The following is a 19,998-nucleotide window of genomic DNA, read 5'->3' as shown; positions in this document are numbered from 1 at the left end:
TGCAGCGGTGCCCGCCAGCACAACCTTCCAGCCGGGAGCGATCCCTTTCCGGCGCGCCGATCTTGTTGTCGGCAACCCAGCGTTCGCAACCGCAGCGCTACAACCGCCGCAAACACTCGCTTACCCGACTTAAGTGCCGCCCCGGCCACCTGAAAAGAGCATACCCAGCACGCCCCCTAGCGTTTAGAAAGTGACACCCCCACGCAAGGAGAAAGCCCCATGGGCCGCGTCATCGCATTGTGCTGTCTGTTACTCAACTGCCTGGGCAACAGCCTGCTGGCCGAACCGATCAAAATTGGCCTCAGCTACCCACGCACCGGCAATTACAAGGCCGAAGGCCTGGAGTTGCATCGCGGCGCCTTGATGGCGGTGGCGGCCATCAACAGCAGCGGCGGCCTGCTCGGACGCCCCGTGCAGCTGCTGACACGCAACAGTGCCTCGCGCGCGCAGACCGCGCGGGGCAATATCGAGCGCCTCGCCCGTCAGGGCGCACAGATGGTCTTCGGCGGCGCCACCAGCGAAGAGGCGATCGCCGCCGGCAAACGCGCCCGGGAACTCGGCCTGCTGTACTTCGCCACGCTCAGCTATGCCAACGAAGTGACGGGGCGCGAGGGCCATCGCTACCTGTTTCGCGAGTCCAACAGCGCCTTGATGAGCGCCCGCGTACTCGGCGAATACCTCGGCTGGCACATGCCGCGCCAGCGCTACCACTACATCATCGTCGACGACACCTGGGGCCGCAGCATTGAGAGCGAACTGCGCGCCACCACCGGCAGCCAGGATCGTGCCCGCCACGGGCGCAGCGCCCTGCCCTCACCGGTCGCCTTGCGGCGGCATTATCTGGAGGCTCTGAACAAGGCCGCCGCCAGCGATGCCGAGATTCTGGTGCTGGCGTTACTCGGTGAAGACCTGCTGCATGGCATACGTCTGGCGCACAGCCTGGGTCTGCATAAACGCATGCAGATCATCGTCCCGCACCTGAGCAAGAGCCTCGTGCAACAGGCCGGCCCCAAAGTCATGCAAGGGGTGATCGGCACCGAGTCCTGGACCTGGCAAGTGCCTGCCCAGGAGGACAACCCGGCTGGGCAAGCGTTCGTCGACGACTACATTGGCCTGCATCGTGAATACCCCGACAGCGCCGCGGCCTCGGCCTACGGCATCGTCCAGCAATGGGCCGATGCCGTGCGCCGCAGCGCGAGCCTGAATAGCGAGAAGTTGATCCGCGCCCTTGAGGATCACCGCTACAGCCTGCTCAAAGGCCCACAGCAATGGCGCGCCTTCGATCACCAGAATGTGCAGAGTATCTATGCCGTCAGGGTCAAGAGCCGCGAGCAGATCATGCAGGATCCGTTCAAACAGGATTACTTCGAGATCATCCACCAGATGTCCGGCGAGGCCGCCGCACCGAGCCACGACGACTGGCAGCAGGAGCGCGGGGAAGAACTGGTGCTGCACTAGCAGGACGGAAATCCATCGCCGTGTTGCCGGCGGGAGCATTTGATACGCCTGGCTGGACGCGGCGCCTGTTGCCCGGGCAAGACTCCGGGCTGTTCCAGGCCTTGCGGGACAGACCGTCGGCGAGGCTGGCCCGCGTCGTCAGGATCCAGGCTCGTACCGCCAGTAGCAGGACTCAGAGGCTGTGAAAAAGCCGAAGGCCGTCGCGAGGGCGACAGCCGGCGAGCGAAACAAGGCGCGCGGCGCGCGGTATCAGGGCGCCAGCTTGATCTCGCTGATCTGCACCAGCGGCCGGCTGTCGGTGAAGTGCGCCAAGTCGGCCATGATCCGCTCGGCATGGGGCGCAAAGCTCTTGCGGAAGCTCTCCAGGCTGTCGAAATACAGGTGAGCCATGGCGACGAAGGGCGCCGGGCTGTTCGGCTCGGCGCTGGCCACCCCCTGATCCACGGCGATGGCCTTGCAGGCATCGCCCAAGCACTTGCGCACGATGTCCAGATGCTGGGTGCAATAGTAGCCGAAGTCGAAACGCACACCGGGAGCGTTGGGATAGAGCACGCTGACTTTGATCATGATGGTTGTCCTTGTGGTGATAGACCCGTGCGCGGGGAGATCCGCTCCTACAGGATGGCGCAGATTCCCGCCGGTGGTATTAAAGCGCCGCCTTGCACTCGTTGCCGTTGTTGTCACGCCGCCATGGCTCGACCTCTCCCTGACCTCCAGGCTCAGGGCCGGGTTTTCGCTGACCGCCGGGAACAGCTCAGGACGTGCCATAACCTGACCGGCGGCGTCGCGCCGCTCGGCCTGGCTAGTCGGCCTCCTGGTACAACCCCGGCAGCTCGTAGCGCAGGCCATAGTGGCCATAGAGTTGCTTGAGCTCGCCGGCGAGGATCAGCTCCTCGAGCTGTTCCTCCAGGGCATAGGCCAACTGGCGGTTGCTCTGGTGCACCGCCATGCCGATGTCCCAGACCTGTTTGCCCAGCTTCGGGTAGGCATTCTCCGCCAGCGCCAGATTGCTGTCCGCCGCCTGCCTGAGCTGCCAGTCGATCTCGCCGCGCAAGGCCATCACCGCGTCCACTTCGCCTTTTTTCATCCCGGCAAAGGCGGCCTGGGGATTGCTGAAGTGATGGGTCTTGCCACTGAGCATGCCGTCGAACACCGACGACAGGTAAAAGGACGGCACGCTGTCGACCTCGACGCCAATCGGGTGCTGCTGGAACACCGCCACACTGGGCACGGCCTTGAGCCGGCGCCGGTCGTAGGCCACCTGCCAGCGTTCGCGCTGGTAAGGGCCGAACATCACCACCAGATCGTTGGCCAGCTCGCCGAACTCGTTGCTCATGTAGGCGAAATCGCGGTCGTAGGGCACCCGCAGCATCACGTCGGCGAGCACCTCGGGACGCAGGTAATGGCCGCGCCAGATGTAGTCGCGCAGGTCGTCGTCGAGCTTCTCCCCTGGCGGCGCCCAAATCAGTTCCAGCTTGAGGCCCAAGCCATTGGCCAGAGCCTGGGCTAACTCATAATCGACCCCGCGCGGTTGCCCATCCTGCTGAAAGCTGTAAGGCGGAAAATCCTCATAGAGGGCCACCTTGAGCACACCGGACTCGATGATCGAGTCATAGCTGCGCACCGGCGCCTGGGCCTGGGCCGGCGTGGCCAGCAGCCCCAGCATGCTCAACAACACGCTCAACAGCAGGCCGATCAGGCGCATGGCCGTCACTCCTCGATCGCCACGCTCTCCAGGTAGCTGCGCACGGCCCACAGCGCTTCCTGGCTGAGGTAGTCGGCCATCTTCGGCATGTACACCCGGCCGTCACGCACCGCGCCGTTGATCACCCGCTCCTTGTACCACTCATCACCCAGGGCGCCGACTTCGAGCAGACGCAGATCCGGGGCGATGCCGCCGGACTTGGCTTCCAGGCCGTGGCAGGCCGCGCAGTTCTGATTGTAGGCCGAGGCGCCGATCTCGATCGCCTTGGCATTGCCCCGATAGGGGTTCTCTTCCAGCCACTCTTCGCCCAACGGTTCCAATCCTTCGGTCTTGACATCCTGCGGCACCACATCGCCGTGCGCCCAGAGAGTGGCCGAGAAAGCCATTAGCAGTAGGGCAGCGCCGGTTTTTTGTTTGATTTTCATGATCCAGACCTCTTCGAATACACGCAGGACAGACTTAATGGAGCTTGCTTGTAGCCATCTTAGAAAGACCTTGACAAGCATCGAATGCTGCTTTAGTGGCTCGTGCCTAGTCCCTTGGTAGTAGGGCTTGTTGCGGCCGATAGACAGGGCTTTCGCAGCAAGGCCAAGTCATAGGCGGTTTGGGCATTTTTCCCGGTGCGAGCGGGAGCTTTTCCGTTTCGGCGAAACGGGCGTGGTTCCACTATCGCTACGCCAGGTCGCTCACCGGCGGCCTTACCTCCACCCCAATGGGAACCACAACCATGACAATAAAACCGTTACCCAGCACGCCACACCCCATGGCCCTTGCCATCCACAGCCTGCTGCTGGTCGGCGGCCTGGCCCTGAGCGGCAGCGCGCTGGCCAAGAACGTCACCTGGGACGACATCGCCAACGACCACCTGACCACCAGCAACGTGCTGCAATACGGCATGGGCACCAACGCCCAGCGCTGGAGCCCGCTGGCCCAGGTCAATGCCGACAACGTATTCAAGTTGACCCCGGCCTGGTCGTTCTCTTTCGGCGACGAGAAACAACGCGGCCAGGAATCCCAAGCCATCATCCACGACGGGGTGATCTACGTTACCGGCTCCTACTCGCGGGTGTTCGCCCTCGACGCCAAGACCGGCAAACGCCTGTGGACTTACAACCATCGCCTGCCGGACAACATTCGTCCGTGCTGCGACGTGGTCAACCGCGGCGCCGCCATCTACGGCGACAAGGTCTACTTCGGCACCCTCGACGCCCGCGTCGTCGCGCTGAACAAGGACACCGGAAAAGTGGTGTGGAACAAGAAATTCGGCGACCACGCCTCTGGCTACACCATGACCGGCGCACCGACCCTGGTGAAGGATCAGAAAAGCGGCAAGACCCTGCTGATCCACGGCAGCTCCGGCGACGAGTTCGGCGTGGTCGGCAAGCTGTTCGCCCGCGACCCGGATACCGGCGAGGAAGTCTGGATGCGCCCCTTCATCGAAGGCCACATGGGCCGCCTGCACGGCAAGGACAGCAGCCCGACCGGCGACGTCAAGGCGCCGTCCTGGCCGGACGACAAAAACTCGCCGACCGGCAAGAAAGCCGCCTGGAGCCAGGGCGGTGGCGCGCCCTGGCAGAGCGCCAGCTTCGACGCCGAGACCAACACCATCATCGTCGGCGCCGGCAACCCGGCCCCCTGGAACGGCTGGGCGCGCACCGCCGACGGCGGCAACCCCAAGGATTATGACAGCCTGTACACCTCGGGCCAGGTCGGTGTAGACCCCAGCACCGGCGAGGTGAAGTGGTTCTATCAACACACGCCGAACGACGCCTGGGACTTCTCCGGCAACAACGAACTGGTGCTGTTCGACTACAAGGACAAGGCCGGCAAAACGGTCAAGGCCACGGCCCACGCCGACCGTAACGGCTTCTTCTATGTGGTCGACCGCAACAACGGCAAGCTGCAGAACGCCTTCCCCTTCGTCGACAAAATCACCTGGGCCAGCCACATCGACCTGAAGACCGGCCGCCCGGTGGAAAATGAGGGTCAGCGTCCGCCCAAGCCGGAGCCGGGCGAAACCCGCGGCAAGTCGGTGGAGGTCTCGCCGCCGTTTCTCGGCGGCAAGAACTGGAGTCCGATGGCCTACAGCCAGGACACCGGCCTGTTCTATGTACCGGCCAACCACTGGAAAGAGGATTACTGGGCCGAGGAGCCGCACTACAAGGCCGGTTCCGCCTACCTGGGCATGGGCTTCCGGATCAAGCGCCTGTATGACGATCACGTCGGTATCCTGCGGGCGATGAACCCCACCACCGGCAAGGTGGTGTGGCAGCACAAGGAGAAACTGCCACTGTGGGCGGGCGTCCTGGCGACCAAGGGCAACCTGGTGTTCACCGGCACCGGCGACGGCTTCTTCAAGGCCTTCGACGCGACGAACGGCAAGGAGCTGTGGAAATTCCAGACCGGCACCGGGGTGATCTCCCCGCCCATCACCTGGGAACAGGACGGCGAGCAGTACATCGGCGTAACCACCGGTTATGGCGGTGCAGTCCCCCTGTGGGGCGGCGACATGGCCGAGCTGACCAAGCCGGTCGCCCAGGGCGGCTCGTTCTGGGTGTTCAAGCTGCCAAGCTGGGATAACAAGACCGCGCAACGCTGACCCGCAAGCCCTGGCAACGCCGGGGCTTTCGCCATACCCAGCGCCAGCCTCCGGTTGGCGCTCATGCTTGAGGCCATGCCATGAACTACCTGCCCCTGCTTCTACCCACCCTACTGCTGATCCTGGGCACTGAACTGGTTAACGCCGATGACATTCGGACGATCAACGACTGTCGCATCGAAGCCGACAGCCAATGCCCCAACGCCGACCTGCGCCATGCCGACCTGAGCAACCAGGACATGCGCCGAATGAACCTGGCCGGCGCCGATTTACGCGGCGCCAACCTGCGCCACGCCCGTCTCGATCTGGCCAATCTGGAGAAAGCCAACCTGCGAGGCGCCAACCTCACCCGCGCCAGCCTGCAACAAAGCAACCTGCGCCTGGCCGACTTCAGCGACAGCACCCTGGTCGCCATCCAGGGCTGGGGCCTGTTCGCCCAGGCCGCGCAATTCGGGAATGCCGACCTGCGCGCCGCCAACCTGGAATTCGCTCGCCTGTCCGGTGCCAAGCTGCACAACGTCAAGCTGCAAGCGGCCAACCTGGAGATGACCTGGCTGAGCAAAGCCGACCTCAAGGGCGCCTCGCTCAACGACGCCAACCTGCAGGAAGTGAAGCTGTCAGGCGCCAACCTGGAAAATGCCGACCTGAGCGGCAGCCGCACCCACTATGGCAACTTCCAGGGGGCGAATATGCAGGGCTGCAAAGCGTGCCCGCAGGGCTGGGATTGAATTACTCGCGCGGCGCGGTTTCCGCCGCGAACAATCGAAAGCACGGCAACGCTTCGCGGCTGAGGCGCAACACCGCCCGGCCGCTCCTACCCTAAGCCCGCAATACCCGTGCCGCCCAGGCAAACTCAGGCGCTCTCCATCCCCAGCCGCAGCACCCCGGTATCGATGGCCAGGTGCACCAGCTCGGCTTGCGAGCCGACCTGCAGTTTGTTCTTCAACAGGGTCATGTAGTTGGATACCGTCTTGCCGCTGATACACAGCTTTTCCGCAATCATGCGCATGGGCATGCCTTTGGCCAGCATCACGAAAATCTCGAACTCGCGATGGGTCATGTCGCGCAGGCGTGGGTCGGCGCTGCCCTGATGCACCGGGTTGCAGGCCAGGTGGGTGGCCAGCGGCTGCTCGATATAGGCATGCCCGGCCAGGGTTCGCTTGACGGCCTCGACCAATACTTCCGGCGGCGAAGTCTTGGTCAGATAGCCGATCGCCCCGGCGTCCAGCGCCTGACGCACCAGCGGCAATTCGTCATGCATGCTGAAAAACAACACGCGCAGTTGCGGCAGACGCTGACGCAGGCGTCGGGTGGTTTCCAGACCGCTGATACCCGGCAGGCCGATGTCCATGATCACCAGATGGGGGATCTCTTCCTGCACCCGTTGCAGGGCCTGCTCGCCGTCGCACGCCTCGCGCACCAGCACATCCGGCAGCAGAGCACGCAGCAGGCTGGCATAGCCCTGGCGCACCACCGCGTGATCGTCGACCAGCAGGATTTTCATCGCTCGCGTCCCTCCAGCAGCATATTCAGGCACAGCGCCCAGCCCGCACCGGGTCGACTGTGCAGGCGCAAGATACCGCCGAGACAGCGCGCCCGCTCGCCGATCGAGCGCAGACCGATGCCCGCGCGCTGCGGCAGCTGTGCGCCATTACCGTTGTCGCGCACCAGCAAACGCAAACGGCCACCCCGGTATTGCAGACGCACCCGCACCTCACTGGCCTGGGCATGCCGCGCCACGTTGGTCAGGGCTTCCTGCACCAGGCGATACAGATGGGCCTTGCTCGGCAATGGCAGTTGCGGCAGATCATTGCCGAGCAATAGCCGACAACGCACGCCCTGGGTGGCTTGCCAATCCTCGACCAACTGCTGCAGCGCCTCGCCCAACTCGAGACATTCCAGTACCACCGGATAGAGATCGCGGATCAGCGCACGAAAACCATCCTGCAACTGCTGGCAGTTGTCTTCCAGGCACTGCGCGGTGCTCCTTACCGCTTCAGGCCGATCGGCCACGGCACGCAGCAGGCAGGCCTGGGCACGGATGCCGCTGAGGTATTGCCCCAGGTCGTCGTGCAGGGTTTGCCCCAGACGGGTGCGCTCACGCTCTTGCAGTGCCAGTAGAGCCTGGGTCAGCTCGGCGTTATCGGTCTGCACCTGCTGCAAGGTGGTGGCCATCGCGTTGAAATGTCCGGCCAGTAGCCGGGCCTCGGGCAGGCCATGGCTTTGCAGGCGCGCACCGAGCTGCCCCTGGCCCACCCGCTGCAGGCCGCCGAGCAGTTCATCCAACACCCTCAGGCCACGGCGCACCGCCCAGCGAATGGTCAGCAGGCTCAACGCCAGCGCCAGGGCGCTGAGAATCAATAGTTGCAGCAGGGAATCCCAGACTTCGTCGAGTTCGTCCGTGGGATCGACGGCGATCCGCAGCCGCCGGCCATCGTCCAGCTGCACCAGCAGCGGCGGCTTTGGGGCACTGAACAAGTGCATGCCCAGCCAGCCATCCCAACCGCTGTACCCGCCAGCGAGCGCCTCCTGGCCTGGCGCAAGCCATTGCACGCGGACATGGCGCAAGCTGTCGGTCAGCCCCCGTTGCACGCTCGCGGGGTCGCGCAGCGCCGCCTCGTGCAGGTAGTCGACCACGGCTTCGGCGGCCTGCATTTCACGCTGTACGTCGTAGCCGGCCTGGCGCAACAGCAGCGCCAGACCGGCCGCAGTCACCAGAACGAAGAACAATGTCACCAACAGGTTGATCCGGCGTAGCGCCGACATGGCTTACTTGACCACGAAGTAGCCGAGCATGCCCTTGCCTTCCAGGCCCTTGGCGTAGAAACGGAATTTGCCGGGTTTGATCGGCACGAAGAAGATTTCCGCCTCGCCGGCATCCTCGAACTCGAGTTCGGTGAGGGTGATCGCCTTGATCTCCACGCCACCGGCTTCGACCTTGCGCAGGAAGATCGAGGTGGCGAATTCCGGCGCCTGGAGTGCGTATTCCTTCTGCCCGCTGGCGATGATTTTCAACTGGTAGGCCTTGCCGGTTTCCAGTTGGTATTCGCGCTGCGACATGGCGTAGTCGCTTTCCTCGTTACCCAGGCGCAGGTCGGGCAGCGCCTCGGTGCGGCGGGTCAGGTCACCCGCCGCCTGAACCCGATCGAAACCGATCAGGCTGACGATCAGCAACAGCGGCAAAAGCAAGGTCTTGAACAGAGGCACGGCGCTCACCAATTCTTGTTATGGGTGTATGCGCCCAATCCTAGTGGGCGCCGCTACAGGCGGATTTACTACCTTGGTACGGCCCGCCTGGTACTTTGGGCATATTCCCCCGGCGAGTCGCTGTTCCTATGCTGACAGCACCTACCCTGGAGTTGCCCATGCGCCGGATCAGTCGTCATCTCTTGCTCTGCGTCGCCGTCACCCTCGGTTATCCGCTCATGAGCCTGGCCGCAAGCCCGCCGCCCGAACTGCAGGTGCGCATCGCCTACCTGGCCTACACCCCGGCAACCGGGCCGCTGCTGTCCAATGTGATTGGCGAACCCGAAGACGCCGGCCTGCGCGGCGCCGAGCTGGCGATCACTGACAGCAACAGCACCGGGCGCTTTCTCAAGCACGCCTATCGCCTCGACGTCGCCGCGCATGACGACAGCGCGAGTCTGCTCGAGGCCGCCGGCGCCCTGCATCGACAGGGCGTGCGCCTGTTTGTGGTCAATGCGCCGACGGCAACCCTGCGCCAGCTCAGCCAGGCGCTGAGCGACAGCCTGCTGATCAATGCCGGCAGCGCCGACGACAGCCTGCGCCAGAGCGCATGCCTGAATAATGTGCTGCACACCCTGCCGAGCCGGGCGATGCTCGCCGATGCCCTGGCGCAGTTCCTAACCCTGCGCAAATGGCAACGCTGGCTGTTGATCACCGGGCCGACCGAGGACGATCAGGCTTATGCCGCGGCCCTGCGCCGTGCGGCCAAGCGCTTCGGCCACAGCCTGGTCGCGGAGAAGGCCTGGAGTTTCGACAACGACCAACGCCGCAGCGCCCAGGCGGAGATGCCGCTGTTCACCCAGACCGAGGAATACGACGTGGTGCTGGTGGCCGACGAGCGCGGCGACTTCGGCGAGTACCTGCCCTACCAGACCTGGTACCCGCGCCCCGTCGCCGGCACCCAGGGCCTGACCCCCACCGGCTGGCACAAGACCATCGAAACCTACGGCGCCGCGCAATTGCAGAAGCGTTTCGAGGCCCACGCCGGGCGCTGGATGAACGACCGCGACTTCGCCGCCTGGATCGGCGTGCGCAGCATCGCCAGCGCGGTGAGCAAGCTGCGCCAGGCCGACGCCAATGCGATCCGCAACCTGGCCCTGAGCGATCAGTTGCCGCTGGACGGCTTCAAGGGCCGCAAATTGAGTTTCCGCAGCTGGAACGGCCAGTTGCGCCAACCGATTGCCCTGGTGCATCCGCGCGCCCTGGTCAGCACCTCGCCGCAGGAAGGTTTCCTCCATCCCAACAGCGAACTGGACAGCCTCGGCTACGACCAGCCCGAGGTCAGCTGCACGCTGACCGCCAACTAAAGAATAAGAGGAACATGCCCATGCGTATTGCCCTGCTCGCCGCGAGCATCAGCCTGGCCCTGACCAGCACCGCTGGCCTGGCCGCCACCGCCTACGTCTCCAACGAGAAGGACGACAGCATCAGCGTGATCGACCTGGACAGCCTGCAAGTCACCGACACCCTGGCGGTCGGCCAGCGTCCGCGCGGCCTGCTGCTGTCGAGCGACAACCAACTGCTGTACATCTGCGCCAGCGACTCGGATCGGGTTCAGGTGATGGATCTGGCCACCCGCCAGATCGTCAAGGAGCTGCCCTCCGGTGCCGACCCCGAGCAGTTCGCCCTGCACCCCAACGATCGCTGGCTGTATATCTCCAACGAGGACGATGCCCTGGTCACCGTGGTCGATAGCCACAGCGACGAGGTGCTGGCACAGATCGATGTCGGCGTCGAACCCGAGGGCATGGCCGTCAGCCCGGACGGCAAGTGGGCGGTCAACACCAGCGAAACCACCAACATGCTGCACTGGATCGACACCAGCACCCAGCAGCTGGTGGACAACACCCTGGTCGACCAACGCCCGCGGCATGTCGAGTTCGACCCGGAGGGCAAGCGCCTGTGGGCTTCGGCGGAAATCGGCGGCACGGTCAGCGTGATCGACGTCGCCAGCCGGCAGATCGAGAAGGTGCTGACCTTCCAGATCAAGGGCGTGCACCCGGACAAGGTGCAGCCGGTCGGGGTCAAGCTCAGCGCCGACGGCAAGCTGGCCTTCGTCGCCCTGGGCCCGGCCAACCACGTGGCCGTGGTCGACGCCAAGACCTACGCAGTGCTCGACTACCTACTGGTCGGCCGACGCGTCTGGCACCTGGCCTTCACCCCGGATCAGAGCCAACTGCTGACCACCAACGGCGTCAGCGGCGACGTCTCGGTGATCGACATGAAAACCCTCAAGGTGAGCAAGTCGATCAAGGTTGGCCGCTATCCCTGGGGCGTGGTGGTCACCCCATGAACGCCCTCGAGGTGAGCGCGGTCAACTTCGCCTATGGTGCGCGCCAAGCCTTGCAGGGCATCGGTTTCAGCGTCGCGCCCGGCAGTTTCGCCGCGCTGCTGGGGCCCAACGGCGCCGGCAAATCCACCCTGATCGCCCTGCTCACCCGGCTCTACGATTTGCAGCAGGGCGATATCCAGGTGATGGGCCGCAGCCTGCGCCAGCAGCCGCGTCAAGCCCTGCGTCAACTCGGCGTGGTGTTCCAGCAAAGCACCCTGGATCTGGATCTGAGCGTCGAGCAGAACCTGCGTTACCACGCCGCCCTGCATGGCCTGAGCAAACCGCTGGCCAGCGCGCGCATCGACGAGGAACTGGCGCGCCAACAACTCAGCGAGCGCCGTCACGACAAGGTTCGCGACCTCAACGGCGGCCACCGGCGCCGGGTGGAGATCGCCCGCGCCCTGCTGCACCGGCCGCGCCTGCTGCTGCTCGACGAGGCCAGCGCCGGCCTCGACCCGGCCAGCCGCCTGGCGCTCAACCAGCATGTGCGCCAGCTCTGCCGCGACGACGACCTGGCCGTGCTCTGGACCACCCACCTGCTCGATGAAGTGCATGCAAGCGACGACCTGCTGATCCTCAACCGCGGCCGCCTGGTCGCCCAGGGCCTGGCCAGCCAGATCGGCGCCGACGACGCCAGCCTGGCCGCCACCTTCGCCCGCCTGACCGCCAGCGAGGCACGGGTATGAACGCTTTATGGCCAATGCCCAGCGCCACACATCCACGGCTATGGCGCAATCGCGTAGGAGCGGCCCATGGCCGCGATCCACTCGAGCATTCGACACCCATTCGCGGGCATGGCCCGCTCCTACGGACACCTCGCAACGCGGCAGCGGTCTCGACTGCGTCGCTCTTTCATTGCTCATACCAGGAGCCGCAGCCATGAACGCCTACTGGTACTGCCTGCAAGGCATAGTGCAACGCGAATGGCTGCGTTTCGTCCTGCAGCGTTCGCGCTTCTTCAGCGCCCTGGTGCGCCCGCTGCTGTGGCTGCTGGTGTTCGCCGCCGGCTTTCGCGCGGCCCTGGGCATCGCCATCATCGCCCCCTACGACACCTACATCACCTACGAAACCTACATAGTGCCGGGGCTGGCCTGCATGATCCTGCTGTTCAACGGCATGCAGGGCTCGCTGTCGATGGTCTACGACCGCGAGATGGGCAGCATGCGCGTGCTGCTCACCAGCCCGTTGCCGCGCGCCTTCCTGCTCGCCAGCAAGCTGCTGGCGATCGCCCTGATCTCGTTGTTGCAGGTGTATGCCTTCCTCGCCATCGCCTGGCTGTACGGCGTGCAACCACCGCTCTGGGGCCTGCTCAGCGCCCTGCCCGCGCTGCTGCTGGTGGCGCTGCTGCTCAGCGCCCTGGGCCTGCTGCTATCCAACGGCATTCGCCAGTTGGAGAACTTCGCCGGGGTGATGAATTTCGTCATCTTCCCGCTGTTCTTCCTCTCCTCCGCGCTCTATCCGCTGTGGAAGATGCGCGAGGCCAGCGAGTGGCTGTACTGGCTGTGTGCGCTCAATCCCTTCACCCATGCGGTGGAGTTGGTGCGCTTCGCCCTCTACCAGCGCCTGAGCCTCAACGCCCTGCTGATCTGCCTGGGCCTGACCGCGCTGTTCGCCGTGCTCGCGGTGCTCAGCTTCAACCCGCAACACGCCGCCCTGCGCCGAGCCAACTAAGCCTCTGCTCGCGGCTGAGTCCGCTTCTCAAACCATCGCGCGGGCGCCATCAGCCGCCATCGGCGCCCGGGAAAACGGCCGCTGGCCATCAGCTCTCTGCTACTTTGGTAGCGCTTTTGCTCTCCAATGTAGAATTTCCAAAGCAGGGGTATTGCCCTGTAATACGCACACAAAAAGAACCGAGACTTAAGGCGATGAAATCCTCCCTAGCCCTATCAACGGGTCTTTCACTGATCGCAAGCCGGTTGTTGGCAGGCCTCGCCCCCCTGGCCGTGCAACGGCTCCTGCCCGAGCAAGCCGAGCCCCAACTGTGCGACGCCTACCGGCGCCGGTGGCTGCACGGCCCGTTCATCGAGGCTCAAGCGCACACCAAGCGGCCCGACAGGCGGCGGAACCGGCCAATCTCGACGACGGCGAGTTGAGCCGCGCAACCACCTGTAACTGGCCAGCCATGGCGACAAAGGCGGATCACTGGCGTTTAACAGGCCGCCCCCGATTCCACACAACCGTTCGTCCTGGCGTAACCGTGTAAAATTCCCCTACGACTACAGCCACACCATAATCAAAACAATGAGGTGAAAGGCCATGTACAAGATTCTGATTGCCGACGACCATCCACTGTTTCGCGAAGCCATCCATAACGTCATCAGCGACGGCTTCCCCGGCAGCGAGATCATGGAAACCGCGGATCTCGACAGCGCCTTGGCGCTGACCCTGGAACGCGACGACCTCGACCTGATTCTGCTCGACCTGAACATGCCCGGCATGCACGGCCTGAACGGTTTGATCAACCTGCGCAACGAAGCGCCGACGATTCCGGTGGTAATCGTCTCCGCCGAGCAGGACAAGCAGGTCGTCCTGCAGGCCATCACCTACGGCGCAGTGGGTTTCATCACCAAATCTTCGCCGCGCGCACAGATGACCGACGCCATCCAGCAGATCCTCAACGGCAATGTCTACCTGCCGCCGGACATCATCCGCACCCAAGGCAACACCTCGCGGCGCAGCCACCCGGAAAACCCGAGCATCTCCGCCGAACTGCTACAGGCCCTGACCCGCAAGCAACTGTTGGTGCTGGAACGGATGACCAAGGGCGAGTCGAACAAACAGATCGCCTACAGCCTGGATATCGCCGAAACCACGGTCAAAGCCCACGTCTCGGCGATCCTGCGCAAACTCAATGTGCACAACCGGGTGCAGGCAATTCTTTCGGCCGGCGATATCGACTTCGCCGCCTATTTGCGCCGCTGAACCGGAGAATGGATGAGGCGCGCGCAACTCCATCGGCGATATATGCCGTATAGCGGTGCAGCGCCCAAGATCGTTCGATGGCTATCGCGGCGCTCAACGCCATCCTACGCCCGCCCGGCCACCCTCAATTTGCTCCCGCATCCAGCAGATGGCTCATCGCCGTCTTCAGCTTCATCGGCCGTACCGGTTTGTGCATCAGGGTGTGGCCGAGTTCGCGCATCTGCTGCTTGAGTTCGTTGCTGTAGTTGGCGGTGATCATCAACGCCGGTAGCGGCGTGCTGCGCCGCGAGTTGATCAGGGCCACCGCGTCGACACCGTTATGGCCGTCGTCGAGGTGATAGTCGGCGATCAGCAGGTCGGCGTCGGCGTGGTAGTTGTCGACCTGGCGCGCCAGGTCTTCTTCGGAGAGCGCGGTGACCACCTGACAGCCCCAGGCTTCCAGCAAGGTGCGCATGCCAGCGCAGATCGCCGCGTCGTTATCCAGCACCCAGATGCGCGAGCCGCTGAGGCGTTCGAGCAGCAGATCCGGGGTGTCGTGGATCACCCGCGCCCGCGGCGCGCGGGTGGTCAGCGGCACTTCGATGGCGAACATCGAGCCCTTGCCCAGTTGCGAGGCCACACGAATGCGGTGGCCAAGCATGCGCGCAATCTTGTCGACGATGGCCAGGCCCAGACCGAGGCCGCGGTCCTGTTTGCGGTGGGTCACGTCGCCGCGTTTGAACTCCTGGAAGATCTCGCCGAGTTTGTCTGCGGCGATGCCGATGCCGCTGTCCCACACCTCGATCGACAGGCTCTGCCGACGCCGCCGACAACCGAGCAGGATGCGTCCGTTATTGGTGTAGCGGATGGCGTTGCTGAGCAGGTTGCGCAGGATCCGTGCGAGCAGCTGGATATCGCTGCGCACCAAGGCCGAACTGGGGATGAAGTCCAGGCGCAGGCCTTCGCTGCCGGCGATCTGGTGGTATTCGGCGGCGAGGTTTTCCAGCAGTTCGCTGACGGCGAACGGGGCGATATCCGGTTTGATCACCCCGGCATCCAATTTGGAAATATCCACCAGGGTGCCGAGCAGGCTTTCCACATCCTCCAGGGAGTTGCTGACGTTTCGCACCAAGGCGGCGCTATCGGCCAGCTCGCGCTTTTCCAGCAGCGCGCTGGTAAACAGGCGGGCGGCGTTCAAGGGTTGCAGCAGGTCGTGGCTGACCGCGGCGAGAAACTTGGTCTTCGACAGGTTGGCCTGCTCGGCCTCGCCCTTGGCTTCGCGCAGGCGCGCCTCCATCTGCGTGCGCTCGTCAATCTCGCGGCGCAGCTGCTCGTTGAGCGTGGTCAGCTCGGCCGTGCGCTCGCGCACCCGCTGCTCCAGATGCTGGTAGGCCTGGTGCAGCGCCTCGGCGGTGCGTCGGCGCTCGGTGATGTCGCGGATCAGCACGAAGATGCCGACCACTTCGCCGCTGGCCTGGCGATTGGGCACATAGGAGCGCAGCATGTAGCGCTCCTGGCCGCTGTGATTGGTTTCGGCCACCTCGAAGGTCACGCTCTCGCCGGACAGCGCCCGCTCGATATAGGGCTCCAGGCGCCGGCAATGTTCTTCGCTGTGCACCGCCCGCAGGCTCTGGCCGAGCATGGCGCCACGCGGCCAGCAATACCATTCCTCATACACCTTGTTGGTGAATTCGTAGACCAGGTCGGCATTCAGGTAGGCGATCAGCGCCGGCACATGGTCGGTAATCAGGCGAATCCAGCGCTCGCTCTCGCTCAGCGCCTTGGCCTGCAGGTAGCGCTCGGTGATGTCGGTGAAGGTGTTGACGAAGCCGCCGGTGGGCAGTGGATGGGTGCGAACCTCGAGCATGCGCCCGTCGAACAGATGCAGTTCCAGCTCCGTGATGGGCTTGCCATTGGCGTCGCGGCTAGCGGGGGTGAGCAGGGCCAGTTCGCTGTCGGCCATCACCTCGGCAAAGGGCCGGTGGGCGTTGATCGGTGCCAGACCGCAGAGATCGAGAAAACGGTGGTTCCACAGTTCCAACTGGCCCTCGGCATTGACCATGGCCATGCCTTGCGAGAGGTTGTCGACGGCGCGCTGCAGCAGCCGTGACTTCTGCGCCAGGGCCTGTTCGCGGCGCAGGGTTTCGTTGAGTTTGACCTCGGTGATGTCGGTGTAGAGGATCACCAACCCGCCTTCGCGGGTCGGCCGCTCGCTGACCTGTACCCAACGCCCGTCGCGCAGGCGGTAGAGCATGTGCTCGTCGCGGTTACCGCGCTGCTCCTCGATCACCAGGCCGGTGCTCTTGCTCAGGCGCTTGATTTCCGCCAGCCGGGTGCCGGCGTTGATGCGCGCGCGGCTGTGCGCCCAGAACGACTTGAAGCGGCTGTTGAACAGCACGATGCGTTGCTCGCTGTCGAACAGCACAAACCCGTCGGAGATACTCTCGATGGCGTCGATCAGGTGCTGATGAGCGGTTTCCGCACGCAGGCGCGCATCGCTGAGTAACTGGTTGCTGGATTTCAGCTCGGCCATCGCCTGGTTCAGCGCATCGGTGCGCTCGCGCACCTGTTCGGCGAGCACCACCGAGTGCTGGAAGGCCGCGTAGGCATCGTCGCCGCGCGAGTGCACCGACTCGACCCGCTCGATCAGCGCGCCGTTGATCCGCTTGAGCTTGTGGTTTTCCCTTTCCAGCGCTTGACAGCGGGCCTGCAGCTCGGCGACATCCGCCTCAACCGGGGCGGCCAATGGCGACTCCGGTGAAGGTCTGGTTGATGTGCATACCATTGAACTGCTCCCCGTAGGTATTGAAACCTATCACTGGCTGGCTGCGCAGAAAGGCCGAGACCGACTCGACACCGTCCTCGTTCTCGATTTCCAGACGGCGCAGAAAACAGTCGCAACCAATGGTTAACAACAAGGAACCGAGGCGCTCGCGCAGCCCTGCGAACACCCCTTCTAGGTTGGGCAGCAATGGCCCGGGTTGCATGGCGGTCAGCACGATGCCGTTTTCCACGGCGCAGTAGAAACTCAGGCTGAGGTCTTCGTTGACCCGCTGGATCGAGCGCACGTAGTACTGTTCGCTGATGCGCACGGCCAGCGGATTGGCGGCGAACACCCGATGATCCAGCGCCTCCAGCGGCACGCCGATCAATTCGGCATATTCCAGCGCAGCCGGCGCGGCGTTGAGCTCATAAACCCGGCGGCTGGCGCTGTCGGCGCGGGTGACCACCAGCTTGTCGCTGCACGGCTGGATGTGGTGGGTGCTGAACACCTCGAAGTCCAGCCAGGTATTGAACAGCACCACCACCGCCGCGCCGGTGTGGAACTGGCCGCCGTAGTAGACGTGGGTATGGGTCAGGTGGTTGTCGTCGCCGGCCGAGCCGCCGAAATGCGGGATGCTGCCCAAGGCCGCGCTGAGTGCGCCGAGCACCACCTCTTCGCGGCTGGACAGCCCGTCGAGCAGGGTCAGGGCGAAGCTGTGGCCCTTGATCGAGGCCAGCTCGTTGGTGCGGCAGTCCTTGACCAGGCGTTCGACCAACTGTTGCGCGTCGATCAGGCTGAAGCGCTCCATCTCGTCGATCAGGCCGCTGGCGATGGAGAAGCTGCGGTGATCGAAACCCACCGCGCTGACGCAACCGCGACCATAGCCCAGCGGGGTGATCTCGCCGGCCGTGGTGCAACCGACCAGGTTGATGCCGCCGAAATGCTGCCCCAACGCCTCGCCCAACCCCTGCAAGTCGTATTCGGCGGAACAGAAGAACAGCACGAAACCCAGGTGCGGGTGGATCAGTTGCCGCGCCAGCTCCTGCGCCACCAGTTCGACATCGATGGCGCAGGACATGGCGGTAACAACGCCGTCAGTCATTTCCTGTTGCATAGCCTGCCTTGCAAATAAGCCCATATGTCTTGGGCCATTCTACGAAGCCCGCCGGGCGCGCCCCATGCCACTTGAGTAGCGCCGGACTACTCCCTAAGTAGCGGGCCATCCCGGCGCACGGGTGCAGGGAAGTCGTTCGACAGTCAAGTCATCGCAGGCGTGACGATCACGTCGCCCACGTTCGCTGCCTTCGTAGGAGCGGGCCATGCCCGCGAACCGCTGCAAGCGGTGTCCGGAAAAATCGTCCGACAGATAGTCCATCGCGGGCATGGCCCGCTCCTACGGACGGAGGACGCCTCATGCCCGCGAACGATGCTCGGTCCGCGCTCTAGATACAACGCCTTAGAATGACCGGCAGCACCAAGAACAACGCGGTCACGATCAGCAGGATCAGCAACAGTTCCAGGCTGTAGATGAGCACGCACACCTCCACAAAAAAGCCGGGCAGGGTCTCCCCTGCCCGGCTCGTCCCCAGGTCTTACCAGTTCAGTACGGCACCGACGGCGAAGGTGTCGGTGTCCTCGTTGAGGCCGCTGCCTGCAGCCGCGTCGATCTGATACTGGTTGTACTCGGCGACCAGCTTGAGGTTGTCGTTGATGGTGCGGAAGTAGGCGACGCCGCGGGTCTCGTAGTCGGCGGCAGTGCCCAGGCCGTTACCGTCGTCCTCGGTCTTGCCGTAGGACAGCGCCACGCGGTTTTTACCGAAGGTGTAGGAGCCTTGCAGCAGGTAGCCCTCGCTGTCGATCTCGCGCAGGGTCGGCTCGCCGGCGTTGTTGGTGAAGAACGGGTTGATGCCCTCGGCCTGGAAGCCGGAAGCGGTGACCGAGAAGCCGGCCATCTTGGCCTGCACGCCGTAGCCGACGCCCTGGGAAGTCACGTCGTCGACACTGTTGTCGGTATTCTGCGAGGTCTGGTGGGCACCGTTGAGCCAGGAGTAGATGGTCGCACCGCCGAGGTCGAACTGGTAACTGATCTCCGACTCGAAGCGCGGTTCTTCCTGGTAGGCGCGGCCGACCGCGCTGTCGTCGTTGGTGTCCACCGGATCCATGATGCCGACCGCGAAACGCAGGCCCTCGGCCAGGTTGTTGTTGCGGTAGGTGATCTGCGAGGTCGGGAATGGGTACGGGTAGCCGCTGCCGATGTTGCCGAAGGACACACCGGTGCCGTCGACCAGGCCGAGGGTGTCGCTGACGTTGCCGTAACCGGCCAGCAGTTCGTCGAGGAAGATGTTGGAACGGGAGAACAGGCCGAAGTCCTTACCCACCAACACCTCGCCCCACTCCGGGCTGGCCACGGTGCCGTAAAACTGGCGCACGTCGATGGCGGTGGCGGTGCCGTTGGTCTCGCTGTCGTTGATCGTCACCCAGAAGGATGAGCGGCCGCCGACCTTAAGGCCGTCGATCTGCTTGCCGAAGTTGAAGCCGATCCAGTTGGGCAGAAAGCCCATCTTCACCCGCGCCTGGCGCCGGTCGTTGAGCTCGCCCTCGCGATCCACATCGCTGTTGACGTAAAAGGCGTTGATATAGCCGTCGGTGGAGAAGGTGGTGTCGTCCTTGTCATACAGGACGATTTCCGCAGCCGCTTGTTGGGCGGTGGCCAGCGCGACGGCGGCAGTCAGAGCCAGAGGCAGGAATCGGGTGGTGGCGATTTTGTTGTTGTTGTGCATAACGCTCTCCGCGTGAAGGGACGACCGTCTGTCAGTCGGTTCGGAGGCGATTATCGAAAAGCAGCGCCACCAGCCATACGCTGCTATGGCGCTGGTTGGCTACTGCTTTGGCCGGGCTCAGCGGTGCGCCCGATAAGACGTAAGACTTGACCGCCCCAGGGAGCAAGCCAAAGGTCGTAGGCCTTTATTGCGAGGCGCACACAGCCTGACGTG

The 19,998-nt window shown here is 64.2% G+C and carries 17 protein-coding genes and 1 pseudogene; 8 read left to right on the top strand and 10 right to left on the bottom strand.

Translation table 11 applies throughout. The annotated features are described in order from the left end of the window. Window positions 1–219: 219 nt before the first annotated feature. Complete coding sequence (locus P8H27_RS16995) at window positions 220–1,458, top strand: ABC transporter substrate-binding protein (RefSeq protein ID WP_289638816.1); 1,239 nt, start codon at window positions 220–222, stop codon at window positions 1,456–1,458. A 249-nt stretch (window positions 1,459–1,707) separates the two neighbouring features. Here P8H27_RS16995 and P8H27_RS16990 read toward each other — a convergent pair whose 3' ends face one another. The 4 genes and pseudogenes from P8H27_RS16990 to pedF form a co-directional block, all read right to left on the bottom strand. Next, complete coding sequence (locus tag P8H27_RS16990) at window positions 1,708–2,025, bottom strand: EthD family reductase (protein WP_289638815.1); 318 nt, start codon at window positions 2,023–2,025, stop codon at window positions 1,708–1,710. Window positions 2,026–2,104: 79 nt separating this feature from the next. Beyond that, window positions 2,105–2,262 (bottom strand): annotated as a pseudogene (locus tag P8H27_RS20775) (quinoprotein dehydrogenase-associated SoxYZ-like carrier); the annotation flags it as partial. Next, a complete protein-coding gene (locus P8H27_RS16985; RefSeq protein ID WP_374761365.1) occupies window positions 2,261–3,163 on the bottom strand; it encodes a substrate-binding periplasmic protein in 903 nt (300 codons plus the stop codon). The pseudogene P8H27_RS20775 and the gene P8H27_RS16985, both read right to left, overlap by 2 nt. 5 nt (window positions 3,164–3,168) lie before the next feature. Further along, window positions 3,169–3,588, bottom strand: coding sequence for a cytochrome c-550 PedF (pedF, locus tag P8H27_RS16980; protein WP_289638814.1), 420 nt, complete (start codon window positions 3,586–3,588; stop codon window positions 3,169–3,171). Between the two features lie 338 nt (window positions 3,589–3,926). Here pedF and exaA point away from each other — a divergent pair, with 338 nt between their 5' ends. Then, window positions 3,927–5,762 carry a quinoprotein ethanol dehydrogenase gene (gene exaA, locus P8H27_RS16975; RefSeq protein WP_289638853.1) on the top strand — a complete coding sequence of 612 codons (1,836 nt, stop codon included), beginning with the start codon at window positions 3,927–3,929 and terminating at the stop codon, window positions 5,760–5,762. An 80-nt stretch (window positions 5,763–5,842) separates the two neighbouring features. Then, window positions 5,843–6,490, top strand: a complete 648-nt coding sequence (locus tag P8H27_RS16970) for a pentapeptide repeat-containing protein (protein WP_289638813.1) — start codon at window positions 5,843–5,845, stop codon at window positions 6,488–6,490. A 125-nt stretch (window positions 6,491–6,615) separates the two neighbouring features. Here P8H27_RS16970 and P8H27_RS16965 read toward each other — a convergent pair whose 3' ends face one another. From P8H27_RS16965 to P8H27_RS16955, 3 genes are read right to left on the bottom strand one after another with little or no spacing between them, the layout of a single operon-like run. Then, a complete protein-coding gene (locus tag P8H27_RS16965; RefSeq protein ID WP_289638812.1) occupies window positions 6,616–7,266 on the bottom strand; it encodes a response regulator transcription factor in 651 nt (216 codons plus the stop codon). Continuing rightward, the gene (locus P8H27_RS16960) at window positions 7,263–8,528 is read right to left on the bottom strand and encodes a histidine kinase (RefSeq protein WP_289638811.1); all 1,266 of its coding nucleotides are present in this window, start codon (window positions 8,526–8,528) and stop codon (window positions 7,263–7,265) included. Before P8H27_RS16960 ends, P8H27_RS16965 begins: the two co-directional genes overlap by 4 nt. Before the next feature lie 3 nt (window positions 8,529–8,531). Continuing rightward, window positions 8,532–8,969, bottom strand: a complete 438-nt coding sequence (locus tag P8H27_RS16955) for a copper-binding protein (RefSeq protein ID WP_289638852.1) — start codon at window positions 8,967–8,969, stop codon at window positions 8,532–8,534. 218 nt (window positions 8,970–9,187) lie between these two features. Between P8H27_RS16955 and P8H27_RS16950 the strand changes: the two genes are divergently transcribed. From P8H27_RS16950 to P8H27_RS16930, 5 genes are all read left to right on the top strand, one after another. Continuing rightward, entirely contained in the window at window positions 9,188–10,315 is a 1,128-nt protein-coding gene (locus P8H27_RS16950) for an ABC transporter substrate-binding protein (RefSeq protein WP_289638851.1), read from the top strand. 20 nt (window positions 10,316–10,335) lie between these two features. Beyond that, window positions 10,336–11,301 (top strand): YVTN family beta-propeller repeat protein, encoded by a 966-nt coding sequence (locus tag P8H27_RS16945; protein WP_289638810.1) that lies wholly within the window; start codon window positions 10,336–10,338, stop codon window positions 11,299–11,301. Further along, window positions 11,298–12,026: an ABC transporter ATP-binding protein gene (locus tag P8H27_RS16940; RefSeq protein WP_289638809.1), complete on the top strand. Its 729-nt coding sequence runs from the start codon at window positions 11,298–11,300 to the stop codon at window positions 12,024–12,026. Before P8H27_RS16945 ends, P8H27_RS16940 begins: the two co-directional genes overlap by 4 nt. Before the next feature lie 193 nt (window positions 12,027–12,219). Next, window positions 12,220–13,011 (top strand): ABC transporter permease, encoded by a 792-nt coding sequence (locus P8H27_RS16935; RefSeq protein ID WP_289638808.1) that lies wholly within the window; start codon window positions 12,220–12,222, stop codon window positions 13,009–13,011. A 585-nt stretch (window positions 13,012–13,596) separates the two neighbouring features. Then, the gene (locus P8H27_RS16930) at window positions 13,597–14,262 is read left to right on the top strand and encodes a response regulator transcription factor (RefSeq protein WP_289638807.1); all 666 of its coding nucleotides are present in this window, start codon (window positions 13,597–13,599) and stop codon (window positions 14,260–14,262) included. Window positions 14,263–14,386: 124 nt separating this feature from the next. On the opposite strand, the gene nahK is transcribed toward P8H27_RS16930, so the two are convergent. The 3 genes from nahK to P8H27_RS16915 all read right to left on the bottom strand — a co-directional run bounded on the left by nahK (window position 14,387) and on the right by P8H27_RS16915 (window position 19,785). Continuing rightward, complete coding sequence (gene nahK, locus P8H27_RS16925) at window positions 14,387–17,026, bottom strand: hybrid sensor histidine kinase/response regulator NahK/ErcS' (protein ID WP_289638806.1); 2,640 nt, start codon at window positions 17,024–17,026, stop codon at window positions 14,387–14,389. Next, window positions 16,971–18,119: a nitric oxide-sensing protein NosP gene (nosP, locus tag P8H27_RS16920; protein WP_289638805.1), complete on the bottom strand. Its 1,149-nt coding sequence runs from the start codon at window positions 18,117–18,119 to the stop codon at window positions 16,971–16,973. The genes nahK and nosP overlap by 56 nt, the downstream gene beginning before the upstream one ends. Window positions 18,120–18,597: 478 nt before the next feature. Beyond that, window positions 18,598–19,785 carry a porin gene (locus tag P8H27_RS16915; protein ID WP_289638804.1) on the bottom strand — a complete coding sequence of 396 codons (1,188 nt, stop codon included), beginning with the start codon at window positions 19,783–19,785 and terminating at the stop codon, window positions 18,598–18,600. Window positions 19,786–19,998 lie beyond the last annotated feature (213 nt).

The sequence above is a fragment of the Pseudomonas sp. sp1636 genome (assembly GCF_030376615.1).
Taxonomy (GTDB): Bacteria; Pseudomonadota; Gammaproteobacteria; order Pseudomonadales; family Pseudomonadaceae; genus Aquipseudomonas.
This window is presented reverse-complemented; position numbering and strand designations above follow the sequence as displayed.

Excerpts from the sequence above, each read along its gene's own strand:
- P8H27_RS16995 (WP_289638816.1), top strand. The coding sequence starts at position 220 with ATGGGCCGCGTCATCGCATTGTGCTGTCTGTTACTCAACTGCCTGGGC.
- P8H27_RS16990 (WP_289638815.1), bottom strand. The coding sequence starts at position 2,025 with ATGATCAAAGTCAGCGTGCTCTATCCCAACGCTCCCGGTGTGCGTTTC.
- P8H27_RS16985 (WP_374761365.1), bottom strand. The coding sequence starts at position 3,163 with ATGCGCCTGATCGGCCTGCTGTTGAGCGTGTTGTTGAGCATGCTGGGG.
- pedF (WP_289638814.1), bottom strand. The coding sequence starts at position 3,588 with ATGAAAATCAAACAAAAAACCGGCGCTGCCCTACTGCTAATGGCTTTC.
- exaA (WP_289638853.1), top strand. The coding sequence starts at position 3,927 with ATGGCCCTTGCCATCCACAGCCTGCTGCTGGTCGGCGGCCTGGCCCTG.
- P8H27_RS16970 (WP_289638813.1), top strand. The coding sequence starts at position 5,843 with ATGAACTACCTGCCCCTGCTTCTACCCACCCTACTGCTGATCCTGGGC.
- P8H27_RS16965 (WP_289638812.1), bottom strand. The coding sequence starts at position 7,266 with ATGAAAATCCTGCTGGTCGACGATCACGCGGTGGTGCGCCAGGGCTAT.
- P8H27_RS16960 (WP_289638811.1), bottom strand. The coding sequence starts at position 8,528 with ATGTCGGCGCTACGCCGGATCAACCTGTTGGTGACATTGTTCTTCGTT.
- P8H27_RS16950 (WP_289638851.1), top strand. The coding sequence starts at position 9,188 with ATGAGCCTGGCCGCAAGCCCGCCGCCCGAACTGCAGGTGCGCATCGCC.
- P8H27_RS16945 (WP_289638810.1), top strand. The coding sequence starts at position 10,336 with ATGCGTATTGCCCTGCTCGCCGCGAGCATCAGCCTGGCCCTGACCAGC.
- P8H27_RS16940 (WP_289638809.1), top strand. The coding sequence starts at position 11,298 with ATGAACGCCCTCGAGGTGAGCGCGGTCAACTTCGCCTATGGTGCGCGC.
- P8H27_RS16935 (WP_289638808.1), top strand. The coding sequence starts at position 12,220 with ATGAACGCCTACTGGTACTGCCTGCAAGGCATAGTGCAACGCGAATGG.
- P8H27_RS16930 (WP_289638807.1), top strand. The coding sequence starts at position 13,597 with ATGTACAAGATTCTGATTGCCGACGACCATCCACTGTTTCGCGAAGCC.
- nahK (WP_289638806.1), bottom strand. The coding sequence starts at position 17,026 with ATGGTATGCACATCAACCAGACCTTCACCGGAGTCGCCATTGGCCGCC.
- nosP (WP_289638805.1), bottom strand. The coding sequence starts at position 18,119 with ATGCAACAGGAAATGACTGACGGCGTTGTTACCGCCATGTCCTGCGCC.
- P8H27_RS16915 (WP_289638804.1), bottom strand. The coding sequence starts at position 19,785 with ATGCACAACAACAACAAAATCGCCACCACCCGATTCCTGCCTCTGGCT.